We start from the raw sequence: 11,829 nt of genomic DNA, 5'->3' as shown, positions 1-11,829 counted from the left end.
CGGTGGTTCAGGTGCCGGTTCGTCGGGTGACGAGCCGGTGGAAGTGGGCGTGCATCCGGGTGGTGTCGGGTTCGAGACCGGTGATCAGGCGCAGGCTCTCGGCGGCCTGCCCCACGGCCATCCCGCCGCCGTCGAGCGTCGCCAGGCCGCGGGCCCGGGCGCGGCGCAGCAGTTCGGTCTCCAGCGGCCGGTAGACCACCTCGGCGACCCAGGCGGACGGCGCGAGCCGGTCGACGTCGAAGGCGACCCCGGGGTGCTCGGCCATGCCGACCGGGGTGGCGTGCACGACGCCGTCGACGCGGGGCAGCCAGTGGTCCAGCCCGCCCCCGCCGGGCAGCAGCCGGGGCCGGCCGGCGGAGAACCGGTCGAGCAGGGTCGCCTCCGCGGCGGGGTCGGCGTCGTGCACGACGACGGTGTCGAACCCGAGGTCGAGCAGGGCCGCGACCGTGGCGAGGCCCGCTCCCCCGGCCCCGACCTGGAGCACGGTGCCGGTGGCGCCGTCGTCGCCGAGGAAGCCGGCGAGCGCGGCGCGGAACCCGGGGCGGTCGGTGTTGTGCGCGGTGCGGCGGCCGCCGTCGAGCAGCACGAGGTTGGCCGAGCCGAGGTGGCGCACGGTCGGGCTGAGGTCGGTCACGTGGTCGAGGACGGCCTGCTTGTAGGGGTGGGTCACGTTGGTCGCGGCGTAGCCGGCGTCCTCCAGCCGCCGGAGCTCGGCCCCGAGGTCCACGTGCGGGCGGTCGATGAGGTCGACCGTCCGGTACTCGTAGCCGAGGCCGAGGTGCCGCGCCTCCGTCATGTGCAGGGCGGGCGACAGCGAGGCCCGGATGCCGTTCCCCAGCAGGGCCACCCGGTACTCGCGGGTCACTGCGCGGAGCCCCGGATGGCCTCGTAGACCGCGAGCGAGTCGCCCTCGAGGTTGTCCAGGAACCAGGCGTCGGCCTGCTGGGCGAAGGCCTCCCGGTCGACGTCGTCGACGACCTCGATCGCGCCGTCCTGCTCCCAGGTGTCGAGGAGCTCCTGCTCGGCCTCCGCCACGCAGCCGGGCATCTGTTCGACGGCGGCCGCGACGGCCGCATCCAGGGCGGCCCGCTGGTCGTCGTCGAGCTCGGCGTCGTAGGACGGCGCGGCGACGATGAGGTTGGAGTTCTGGCCGTGGTCCGACAGGCTCAGGTAGTCCTGCACCTCGACGAGGTTGCTGGCGTCGATGTTGGTCAGCGGGTTCTCCTGCCCGTCCACGACCCCCTGCTGGAGGGCGAGGTAGAGCTCCTCGTAGGCGACCTCGGTCGCCTGGGCGCCGAGAGCCTGGGCGTTGAGCAGGTGCTGCGCGGAGCCCGGGAACCGCATCCGCAGGCCGTCGAGGTCGGCGGGCTCGCGGATGGGCAGGTCGGCGGTGAACTGCCGGGCCCCGGCCGACCACGCGCCCAGGATGGACACGCCGCCGGACGCCGCTTTGAAGTCCTGCTCGAGCTGGTCGGCCGAGCCGTCGGCGAAGAACCGGTCGAGGTGCGCCGCGTCGTCGAACACGTAGGCCGCGTCGACCACGCCGGCCGGCTCGTAGACGGCGGCGAGCGCCGAGGCGCCCTGGATGTCGATGTCGACGTCGCTGGCCTGCACCGACGCGATCCGGTCGGCGTCCCCGCCGAGCTGGCTGTTGGGGTAGACCTCGACGGTGAGGCCGACGTCCGCGGCCTCGGCCTCCTCCTTGATGACCTGGGCGCCGCAGAGGTGCTGCGGCTGGTCCTCGGTGTAGCTGTGCGCGAGCGTCAGCTCGACCTGGCCGCCGCCGGCGGCGTCGTCGGGCCCGGTGCCGCCGCAGGCGGTCAGGAGGACGAGGGGCAGGACCGCGGCCGCGCCGGCCACGGTGGTACGACGAGCGAACATGAGGGTTCCCTTCGGTTCGGACCGAGCAGAGGAAGTTCAGAGGCCGAGCAGGGCCGGCAGCCAGGTGGCGAGGCCGGGGAAGAAGATGATCAGGACGCAGACCAGCGTCAGCGGCACCATGAACGGGAGGGTGCCCCGGAAGACCTCGCCGACCGGCACCTTCTGGGTCGAGCTCAGGACGAAGAGCACGGTGCCGACCGGGGGCGTGAGCAGGCCGATCATCAGCGAGATAATCATCACGACGCCGAGCACGAGCGGGTCCACCCCGAGGGTGGCGGCGATCGGCATGAGGATGGGCACGACGAGCACGAGGATGGGCGTCGCGTCGCCGACGGTGCCGAGCACCAGCATGAGGAGCAGCACGATCAGCAGGAAGACCGTGCCGTCGTCGGTGAACCCGAGCACGAGCCCGGAAAGCGCCTGGGGTACCCGCTCCAGGGCCAGCACGTAGCCGAGCAGCACGGCGGACGAGACGATCAGCATGATCGCGGCCGTGGTCAGCACGGTCTCGACGAAGATCTTCGGCAGGTCGCTGATCTTGAGGCGGCGGTAGGCGAAGCCGAGGGCCATCATGTACGCTGCGCCGACGGCGGCCGCCTCGGTGGGCGTGAAGAAGCCGCCCAGGATGCCCCCGAGGATGACCACGGGCGCCCCCAGGGGAAGCAGCACGCGCTTGCCGGTCTGGGCGACCCGCCGCCAGGAGAACCCGATGTGCCGGATGCCGGGCTGGCGGCGCACCAGCAGGAACACCACCACGCACAGGCCGGCGACCATCAGCAGCGCCGGCACCACGGAGGCCGCGAACAGCGCGCCCGTGGAGACCGAGGCCAGGCCCGCGAAGATGACGGCGGGGATGCTCGGCGGCATGACCGGGGCGATGAGCGCGGACGCGCCGACCACGCCGAGGCCGAACCGCCGGGAGTACCCGGCGCGCAGCATGGGCGGGATCTCCACCTTGCTCAGCGCCGCGGCGTCGGCCACCGCGGAGCCGCTCATCCAGGAGAAGCCGAGGCTGACGCCGACGCTCACGTAGCCGAGCCCGCCGCGCACCCGGCCGAACAGGGCGAGCGCGAAGTCGAACAGGCGGTCCGCGATGCCCGCATGGTTGGCGACCACCCCGAGCAGGATGAACAGCGGGATGGCGAGCAGCACGAAGTTGCCGGTGGCGTCGGCGACCAGCCGCATCGGCAGGCCGAGCGACTGCCCCTCGACGAGCAGGTAGCCCAGGCCGGGGCCGAGGAACGCGAACGCGACCGGCACGCGGAGCGTCAGCAGCAGCATGATCGTGACCAGCAGCAGGAGCGACGTCATCGCACGACCTCGCCCTCGACGACCAGCCCGTCGTGGTCAGGCGGCGGCGGGCCGAACCGGGCGATCTGCACCGCGGCGACGACAGCGCGGACCGTCGCGCTCGCCAGCCCGATCAGGGCGATCGCGTACACCCAGGACATCGGGAGCTTGAGAGCGGGCGAGGTGAGGAAGCCGGCGGAGTACACGAGCTCCCAGCACGCCCACGTGAAGGCCGCGGAGATGACCGCGACCAGGGCCATGGCGACGGTCTGCACCACCCGCGCGAAGAGGGCGCCGGGGACGTTGTCGATGAGCTGGATGGCGATGTGGCCGTTGCGGGTGACCAGCACGCCGGCCGCGACGAACGTGAGCCAGATCAGCCCGAACTGCGACACCTCGCCCGCCCAGACGACCTGCGGCACGGGCAGGTAGCGCTGCGCGGCCTGGAACAGGATGAGCACGAAGATCATGGCCGTGGCCAGGCACGCGATCGCGAGCTCGATGCCGGTGAGCACCTGCACGACGCGCCGCAGACCCTGCTTCATGGGTGGTTCACGTACATCGGGACGATCCCCTTCCGTCCGGCACCGCACGTCCGTGTGCGGTGCGGTCGCCGCCGCACGTCGGTGTGCGGCGTCGTAGCTGCGGCGACAGTAGAAACCGTCTGGCAAGTTGTGCAAGCAGTTGCCAAAATTGCCGGACATATGGCTAGATGCCCGGGTGCAGCCCACGATCTACGACGTCGCGAAGGCGGCCGGCGTGGCCGCCTCGACGGTCTCGCGCACCTTCAACAAGCCCGGCCGGGTCAACGAGGCGACCCGGCAGCGGGTGCTCGCCGCGGCCGCCGGGCTCGGCTACGAGCACGTCCCGCAGAACCGCGCGCTGCCCGGCGGGCGGCACCGGACCATCGCGATGGTGCTGTCCGACATCACCAACCCGCACTTCTTCGAGCTCATCCGCGGCGCGGAGCAGCGCGCCAAGGCGTCCGACGTCACGCTCGTCATCGTCAACGCCGAGGAGTCGCAGCGCATCGAGGAGAACCAGGTCCGCGACCTGTCTCCGAACGTCGACGGCTTCGTCCTGGCGGCCAGCCGACTGGCCGACGACGCCCTGGTCGCCCTCGCGGAGAAGCACCGCGTGGTGCTGCTCAACCGCGAGCTGGCCGGGCTGACCAGCGTCACGCTCGCCGTCGGCGCAGGCTGCCAGCAGATCCTGGAGCACCTCGCCTCGCTCGGGCACCGCAGCTTCACCTACTGCGCGGGCCCGCCGGGGTCCTGGATGGGCGCGGTGCGCTGGGCGGCGCTGAGCGCCGGGGCGGAGGAGCACGGCCTGACGGCGCACCGCGTCGGCCCCTACACCCCCAACGTCGCCAACGGCGGAGCCGCGGCCGACGGCGCCCTGCGCACCGGGGCGACGGCGATCGTCGCCCACAACGACCTGCTGGCCTTCGGCGTCATCCGCCGCCTCACCCAGCGCGGCATCAGGGTGCCCGACGACGTCAGCGTGGTCGGCTTCGACGACATCTTCGCCTCCGAGTTCGTGCACCCGTCGCTGACGACGCTCGGCGGGCCCGGCGCGCACGCGGGACGGCTGGCCGTCGAGCTGCTGATCGACCAGTTCGCCGGGCGCACCACCCAGGACGCCGAGCAGATCAGGCTGCCCACGGAGCTGGTGCTGCGGGAGTCGTCGGGGCCGGCGGCCGTCAGGCCAGGCGCTCCAGCAGGCGCACGCTGACGGTGTCGCCGGCCTCCTTGCCGATCTCGCGGCGGAGGCCGGCGGCCACGGGCAGCCTGTGGGTCCCGTCGCCGAGCGCCATGAAGGAGCTGGTGAACTCGACGCCGTCGATGGTGCCCCGGACCTTGACCAGGCCCCGGGTGCCGAAGTACTCGGCGGAGCCGTCCAGCTTCAGGTAGGTCCAGCCACCCTTCGCCTCGCTCCGGAGCAGTACTGCGGTGAAGCTTCAGTCCAGCGGACCGCTGCTGACTGCGGACATGACGAAATTCCCTTCGGATCAGTGGACGAGCCCGAGGACGAACGCCACGAGCAGGAGCTTGAGGAGCCAGTCCCCCGCGTGGATCGCCGCGGTCTGCCACGGCACGCGTTCCCAGATGATCGACCCGGTGAGCAGCACCACGGGGAACGCCACCCACAGCACGAGCGCGAGCAGGAGCGACGCCGGCAGCGCCAGCAGGCCGGCCTGCGCGGCGACCCACGCGAACCCGGCGCCGACCACGGCCGTCCGCACGAGCTCGGTGACCACCCGCAGCGGGCCGGGGCGGCCCCGGTCGAGCACCCGGTCGCCGAGCGCTCGCCGTTCGAGCGGCGAGACGACGACGTAGTAGACGGAACTGAGCACGAACGCCGCCACGGCGGCGACTGCGACACCCAACGCGATCATGACGATCCTCCTTTTAGTACTACACAGTACTGTAAGCGGATGCCCGGAGTACTGTCCAGTACTATTTTCTCGTGACCAGTCCATCCCCGACCCAGCGGCGCGGCCGGCCCGGCGGCAGCAGCGGCACCGACCTCCTCGACGTCGCACGCGAGGTCCTGCTCGCGCGCCAGTACGCAGGCGCCACGATGGACGCCGTCGCCGCACAGGCGCGGATCTCCAAGCAGACCCTCTACAGGCAGTACGCGTCCAAGGAGATCCTGTACGCGGCCGTCGTGCGCGACTGGGTCGACCGCGGCCGCGACGCGATGGCCCCGCACCTCGCGGAGCTGATGGCGACCGACGACGTCCGCCAGGGGCTGCTGCGGCTCTGCCGCACCCTGCACCACGGCGTGCTGAGCGCCCCGGTGCTCCAGATGCGGACCCTGATCACCGCGGAGGCCGAACGGTTCCCCGACGTGGCCGCCGACTACGTCAGCCGCAGCTGGGACCACAACCAGGCGCTCCTGGCCGACGCCCTGCGACACCTGGCCGCCCGCGGCCTGCTGCGGGTCGACGAGCCCGAGGTCGCCGCAGAGCAGCTCACCTGGCTCACCCTGGCGGCACCCCTGAACCGCCTCACCCTGACCGGCGGCGCGGCGCGTTACCCGGCCGAGGAGCTGGAGGCCGTCGCCCGCGAGGCGGTCACGACGTTCCTGGCCCGCTACGGCGCCGGGGCTGGTGAGGACGCAGCCGGCTAGGTGCCGGTCATCGACGAGGCGGTCGCGCGGCTCGACCGCTGACGCCGGACGAGGCGCCACAGCTCGTCGGCTCCCCAGACGACCACCGGGAACAGCACCAGGAGGGCGAGGAGCTCGGCGGGCGGCGCCGCCGTCCCGAACACCCGCCGCAGGAACGGGACGGTCACGAGCGCCGCGGCGAACACGAGCTCGGCCGCGATGCCCCACAGCAGGAGGCGGTTGCTGAGCAGGCCGATCGAGCGCAGGGAGGCGTACTGGGTGCGGGACGCCAGGCCGGTGCCGATCTGGCAGGCGACGATGCCGAGGAACGTCATGGTCGTCGCCTCCTGCCACACGTGGTGCAGCGGCGTGCCCGGGTCGACCGGTGCGCCGAGGCTCCACCCGCCGTGGACGAGCGCCAGGAAGAAGCCCGTGAGGACCAGCACCGTCGAGACGCCGCCCAGCAGCCCCCAGGCCCGGCCGAGCATCGAGGCGCTGATGATGTTCTCCCCGCGGGAGCGTGGGGGCCGGCCCATCAGCCCGGGCTCGGCCGGCTCGCGACCCAGCGCGAGCGCCGGCAGCGTCTCGGTACCGAGGTCGATGGCGAGGATCTGCAGCACGGTCAGCGGCAGCGGGACCGCGCCCCCGGACAGCGCGAACAGCAGGAACGGGACGACCTCGGGTGTGGCGTGGGCAAAGATGTAGACGATGAACTTGCGGACGTTGTCGTAGACCCTGCGGCCCGACTGGACCGCGGTCACGATGGTCGCGAAGTTGTCGTCGGTCAGGACCATGGTCGAGGCCTCGCGGGCCACGTCCGTCCCCGTCACCCCCATGGCGATCCCGATGTCGGCGCGGCGCAGCGCGGGCGCGTCGTTGACCCCGTCCCCGGTCATGGCCACCACGTTGCCCTGCGCCCGCAGCGCGTCGGCGATGCGCAGCTTCACCTCGGGCGAGCTGCGCGCGAAGATCAGCTCGCGGCCCGCGGCCAGGACGCCGTCGAGCTGGTCCTCGTTCATCGCCTCCAGGTCGGCCCCGGTGAGCACGACGGTGTCGTGGCGGGCGATGCCCACCTGGCGGGCGACCGCCGCAGCGGTCAGGGCATGGTCGCCCGTGACCACGATGAGCCGGATGCCCGCGGTGTGGCAGCGCGCGACGGACTCGGCCACCTCGGGGCGCGGCGGGTCCACCATGGCCGCCACGCCCAGCAGGACGAGGTCGCGCTCGGCGTCCTCCCGCCGGGCGGGCACCGGTGCGCCGTCGGGCAGCTCCCGGCGGGCGACGGCGAGCAGGCGCAGGCCGTCGCGCGCGTACCCGGCCACGACGTCCGCCAGCATCCGGCGGTCCTGGGCGGTCAGGGCGCGCGTCTCGCCGTCGGGCGCGAGGATTCCGCCGGCCCGGTCCAGCACCGCCTCGGGCGCGCCCTTGGTATGGACGACGGCGCGGTCGCCGCCCCGGTCCACGGTGGACATCAGCCGCAGCTCGGGGTCGAAGTGGAACTGCCGCAGGCGGCCGGCGGTCCGCCGGTCCACCGCCACGTCGGCCCCCAGCGCGGACGCCGCACGCAGCAGGGCCAGCTCGGTCGGGTCCCCCGAGCCCTCGCCGGGCCGGCCGGGGTCGAGCTCGGCGTTGGAGCAGGCCGCCAGGGCCTCGGCCAGTGCGGTCGGGACCGGCCCACTGCCTGGTCCGCCCGGGACGCCGTCGAGGGCGAGCAGGCCGGCGGGCGTCCAGATGCTGGTGACGGTCATCCGGTTGCGGGTCAGAGTGCCGGTCTTGTCGGTGCAGATCACCGTCGTCGAGCCGAGCGTCTCGACCGCCGACAGGCGCTTGACCACCGCGCCGCTCCGGGCGAGCACCCGCACGCCGACCGCGAGGGCCAGCGTGATCGTGGGGAGCAGCCCCTCGGGCACGTTGGCGACCAGCAGCCCGATCGCGAAGTTGACCGCCTCGGGCAGTGGCAGCCCCGCCACCAGTGCGCCGAGGGGCAGGAAGACCACTCCGGCGCCCACCGCGACCGCAGCGATCAGCCAGGCGACACGCTTCACCTGACGCTCCAGTGGGCTCTCCTCGCGCTCGACCCGCTGGGACAGCGCCGCGATGCGCCCCAGCTCGGTGTGCATGCCGGTCGCGAAGACCACCGCCCGTGCCTCGCCCTCGGTGCAGCTCGTGCCGCTGAACACCAGGTCCCGCGCCTCCAGCAGCGGGCCGCTCAGGTCGAGCAGCTCGGCCGACCGGAAGGCGGGCATCGACTCACCGGTCAGCGTGGACAGGTCCACCTCGACGCCGCCGTCGATCAGCCGCGCGTCGGCCGAGACCCGGTCGCCCTCCTCGATCAGGAGCACGTCGCCGGGCACCAGGTCGCGTGCCTCCACCACGGTGCGCGACCCGTCGCGCAGCGCGGTCGCGGTCGCCGGGAGGTAGGCCGCGAGCGCCTCCACCGCGCGTTCGGCCTGCTGTTCCTGGGCGAAGGCGAGCGCGGCGTTCAGCACGATGACGGCGACGATCGCGTACCCCAGCGCGGCCGTCCCCGAGAGGAAGGCGAGCGCGGCGGCCAGCCAGAGCAGCAGGGCCAGCGGGTGGGTGAGCTGGCTCAGGAGCTGTCCGGGCCAGTCGGTGTGCCGGCGTCGGGCCAGCTCGTTCGGCCCGTACACCAGCAGCCGCCGGGCGGCCTCGCGACCCGACAGCCCCTCCGGCTTGGTCCGCAGCTCGCGCATCAGCGGCACGAGGGGCTCGCGGGGGTCGCTCAGCGTGACCTCGTCGGTCCCTGCCATGCTTCCGACGGTAGGCAGGGGCGCCGGTCCGGCACAGGGCCGAAAGGCCCGTGGGTCGGCGCGCGGACGCGCGGCTCCCGACGCGCGTTCGTGGGAGCCTGGACCCGTCGCGCGGACCGCCCGATCTCGCGCGGTGCGAAGGAGAGGTGTTCCGATGGCGGAGGCCCGGATCCTGCTGGTGGAGGACGACCGGCAGCTCTCGGGCATGCTCACGGAGATCCTCCGTTCCGAGGGGTACGCCGTCGACGTCGCGGGCGACGGGCAGCGGGGCCTGCACCTGGGCCTGACCAGGGAGTACGACGTCCTGGTCCTCGATCGCGGGCTGCCTGCCGTGGACGGGCTCGACCTGCTCGGCCGCCTGCGGTCGAAGGGCGTGCCGACCCCCGCCCTCGTGCTGTCGGCCCTGAGCAACCCGGCCGACCGGGTGGAGGGGCTGGACGCGGGCGCGGAGGACTATCTGGGCAAGCCGTTCGACGTCGACGAGCTGCTGGCCCGGTTGCGCGCGCTGCGCCGGCGCGGAGCCGCGATGCCGGCGGGGGCGCAGGAGATCAGGATGCCGGGCGGACGCCTCGACGTGCCGAGCCGGCGGGTCGACCTGGCCGAGGGCGGGACCGTGGACCTGTCCGAGCGCGAGGCCTCGCTCCTGGAGCTGCTCGCGCGGCGGCGGAACCAGGTCTTCAGCCGCCGGGAGGTGCTCGAGGAGGTCTTCCCCGACGTCACGGACGAGGGCGTCGTCGACACCTACGTCTACTACCTGCGGCGCAAGCTGGGCCGCGGTGCGGTGGTGACCGTGCGTGGTCTCGGCTACCGGTGCGGTGTGCTGTGAGCCAGGCACGGGCCACTGCCGCGGAACGCGCCCTGCTGCGGCGCACGAGCCGCAGGCTCGGCCTGCAGACGGGCGCCCTGGTCCTGGTGTGCCTCCTCGTCGTCGCCGTGACCGCGGTGCTCGTCGTGGCGCGCGGGTATGCCGAGCAGGACGAGCGCCGGCTCGAGTCGGTGGTGGCCACCGCCGAGCACGTGGAGGCGGTGGACCCCGGGGTCTGGGTGGCGATCGAGTCGCCCGATGGTCTGGAGGTCTCGGCGGGGCTGCCGGACGGTCTGCCCGACCTGGAGCTGATGGCGGAGGCGGCCCGGACCGACCAGGAGCTGCGCCGTCAGGTGAGCGTCCCGTCCGGGACGTACGAGACGCTGACGGGTGCGCGGCCCGGCCGGGTGGTGCAGGCCGTGCTGGACCCGTCGGAGCGCCGGGAGGAGCTGGCGCTGCTGGTCGTGGCGCTGTCGGTCGCCGGAGGTGTGGGCGTGCTCCTGGCCACCGTGGGCGGCTGGTGGTTCGCCCGGCGGGCGGTCCGGCCCACGGCGGAGGCCCTCGCCATGCAGCGCCGCTTCGTCGCCGACGCCGGCCACGAGCTGCGCACTCCCCTGACGCTCCTGTCCACGCGGGCCCAGCTGCTGCGCCGGCGGGTCACGCAGTCGCCGGCGGACCATGCCGGTGCGATCGGCCGCGACGTCGACGGGCTGCTGGCCGACACGGCCGCGCTCACCGAGATCCTGGACGACCTGCTGGTCGCCGCGGACCCCCGTTCGGTGGACCCGGTGGGGATGGACCTCGCCGCCGTCGTCCGGGAGGTCGTCGAGGCGGCGGGACCGGCGGCCGAGGAGCGGGGCGTGCGGCTCCGGCAGGAGGGCGAGACCACGGCGCCGGTCCTGGCGACCCCGGCAGCGGTCCGGCGGGCGGTGACGGCGCTGGTGGACAACGCGGTCGACCATGCCGACGGCGAGGTGCGGGTCGCGGTCCAGCGGGACCGTGACGGCGCGCGCGTCGTGGTCGAGGACGACGGCCCCGGCTTCGCCGGGGGCGGCACGGACCTCTTCGAACGCTTCGCCTCGCACCGCGGCCGGGAAGACGCATCTGCGGACCGCAGGCACTACGGACTGGGGCTGGCGCTCGTCGCCGAGATCGCCGCCCAGCACGGTGGCGACGTGACGGCGGCGGGGCGTGCGGACGGCGGGCACGGGGCCCGGCTCACGCTCACGCTGCCCGGCGCGGCTCCGCGCCGCCGCTGACCAGGGTCCCGTCCGGGCGCACGCCGAGCGCCCACGCCGCCCCCTGCCCGAGCGCCCACCCCACACCGTCGGGACCGAGGGCGAGGACGCTGGTGGCGAGGATGTCGGCCGTGGTGAGGTCGCCGGCCACGACCGTGGCCGCGAGCAGCGCCTCCGCCGGCCGGCCGGTGCGTCCGTCCCGGACGTGCAGCCCTCGTTCGTACGTCCCGGACGTCGCCACGGCACCGTCGCGGACCTCGATCCGCGCGACGAGCTCGTCGGGCGCGGACGGCGACCGCACCGCCACGACCCAGTCGCGCCCCGGTTCCGGGCCGCCCAGGACCGCGACGTCGCCCCCGGCGTTGAAGCACAGGTCGCCGAAGCCTCCGGCGCGCAGCAGCCCGACCGCGCGCTGGACGGCCCAGCCCTTGACGACGCCGTTGGCGTCCAGGCCGCCGTCGGGCCGACGGACGTCGAAGGCCCCGCCGCTGGCGATCCTGGCGTCCTCGGCGAGCCGCAGCACCTCGGCCAGCTCCGGCGACGGTGACCCCACGAGCCCTCGCTCGTACCGGCGCAGCTCGCTGCTCTCCCGGAACGGGCTGAACCGCGCGTCCTCCACCCGGAGCAGGTCGAACGCCGCACGCGCGGCCGCCCGCGCGCGCTCGTCGGCCGGGGCCCGCAGGTCGAGCGACATCGGGACCCCCATGACCGTCCCCAGGTACCGCACGGG

Annotated in this window: 12 protein-coding genes; 4 read left to right on the top strand and 8 right to left on the bottom strand. The window is 73.9% G+C overall.

Annotated elements, in window-relative coordinates:
• Window positions 1-7: 7 nt before the first annotated feature.
• Genes H291_RS0100355 through H291_RS28080 form a run of 4 tightly spaced genes read right to left on the bottom strand, consistent with a single transcriptional unit; the run spans window position 8 to window position 3,716 of the window.
• Entirely contained in the window at window positions 8-865 is an 858-nt protein-coding gene (locus H291_RS0100355) for a shikimate dehydrogenase (protein ID WP_020012983.1), read from the bottom strand.
• Window positions 862-1,881, bottom strand: coding sequence for a DctP family TRAP transporter solute-binding subunit (locus tag H291_RS0100350; protein WP_020012982.1), 1,020 nt, complete (start codon window positions 1,879-1,881; stop codon window positions 862-864). Before H291_RS0100350 ends, H291_RS0100355 begins: the two co-directional genes overlap by 4 nt.
• Window positions 1,882-1,917: 36 nt before the next feature.
• The gene (locus H291_RS0100345; RefSeq protein ID WP_020012981.1) at window positions 1,918-3,192 is read right to left on the bottom strand and encodes a TRAP transporter large permease; all 1,275 of its coding nucleotides are present in this window, start codon (window positions 3,190-3,192) and stop codon (window positions 1,918-1,920) included.
• Window positions 3,189-3,716: a TRAP transporter small permease gene (locus tag H291_RS28080; RefSeq protein ID WP_020012980.1), complete on the bottom strand. Its 528-nt coding sequence runs from the start codon at window positions 3,714-3,716 to the stop codon at window positions 3,189-3,191. The genes H291_RS0100345 and H291_RS28080 overlap by 4 nt, the downstream gene beginning before the upstream one ends.
• A gap of 175 nt (window positions 3,717-3,891) precedes the next feature.
• On the opposite strand from H291_RS28080, the gene H291_RS0100335 reads away from it, so the two are divergent.
• Complete coding sequence (locus H291_RS0100335; RefSeq protein WP_020012979.1) at window positions 3,892-4,905, top strand: LacI family DNA-binding transcriptional regulator; 1,014 nt, start codon at window positions 3,892-3,894, stop codon at window positions 4,903-4,905.
• Here the strand turns inward: H291_RS0100335 and H291_RS31975 are convergent.
• Window positions 4,874-5,074 (bottom strand): DUF1905 domain-containing protein, encoded by a 201-nt coding sequence (locus tag H291_RS31975; RefSeq protein ID WP_232215951.1) that lies wholly within the window; start codon window positions 5,072-5,074, stop codon window positions 4,874-4,876. The genes H291_RS0100335 and H291_RS31975 overlap by 32 nt on opposite strands.
• A gap of 108 nt (window positions 5,075-5,182) precedes the next feature.
• Window positions 5,183-5,569: a DUF1761 domain-containing protein gene (locus tag H291_RS0100325; RefSeq protein ID WP_020012976.1), complete on the bottom strand. Its 387-nt coding sequence runs from the start codon at window positions 5,567-5,569 to the stop codon at window positions 5,183-5,185.
• Between the two features lie 71 nt (window positions 5,570-5,640).
• Here H291_RS0100325 and H291_RS0100320 point away from each other — a divergent pair, with 71 nt between their 5' ends.
• Window positions 5,641-6,306 (top strand): TetR/AcrR family transcriptional regulator, encoded by a 666-nt coding sequence (locus H291_RS0100320; RefSeq protein ID WP_020012975.1) that lies wholly within the window; start codon window positions 5,641-5,643, stop codon window positions 6,304-6,306.
• On the opposite strand, the gene H291_RS0100315 is transcribed toward H291_RS0100320, so the two are convergent.
• A complete protein-coding gene (locus H291_RS0100315; RefSeq protein ID WP_020012974.1) occupies window positions 6,303-9,056 on the bottom strand; it encodes a cation-translocating P-type ATPase in 2,754 nt (917 codons plus the stop codon). The two genes, H291_RS0100320 and H291_RS0100315, sit on opposite strands and share 4 nt — an antisense overlap.
• A 154-nt stretch (window positions 9,057-9,210) precedes the next feature.
• On the opposite strand from H291_RS0100315, the gene H291_RS0100310 reads away from it, so the two are divergent.
• Complete coding sequence (locus H291_RS0100310; RefSeq protein WP_020012973.1) at window positions 9,211-9,882, top strand: response regulator transcription factor; 672 nt, start codon at window positions 9,211-9,213, stop codon at window positions 9,880-9,882.
• Window positions 9,879-11,120 (top strand): sensor histidine kinase, encoded by a 1,242-nt coding sequence (locus H291_RS28070; RefSeq protein ID WP_020012972.1) that lies wholly within the window; start codon window positions 9,879-9,881, stop codon window positions 11,118-11,120. Before H291_RS0100310 ends, H291_RS28070 begins: the two co-directional genes overlap by 4 nt.
• Here H291_RS28070 and H291_RS0100300 read toward each other — a convergent pair.
• Entirely contained in the window at window positions 11,086-11,826 is a 741-nt protein-coding gene (locus H291_RS0100300; protein WP_020012971.1) for an FAD:protein FMN transferase, read from the bottom strand. The genes H291_RS28070 and H291_RS0100300 overlap by 35 nt on opposite strands.
• Window positions 11,827-11,829: the final 3 nt, after the last annotated feature.

Origin of the sequence: Promicromonospora sukumoe 327MFSha3.1 (genome assembly GCF_000385135.1) — a bacterium.
Lineage (GTDB): Bacteria > Actinomycetota > Actinomycetes > Actinomycetales > Cellulomonadaceae > Promicromonospora > Promicromonospora sukumoe_B.
The sequence above is the reverse complement of the archived record's forward strand: the minus strand, read 5'-3'. Positions and strand labels throughout refer to the sequence as shown.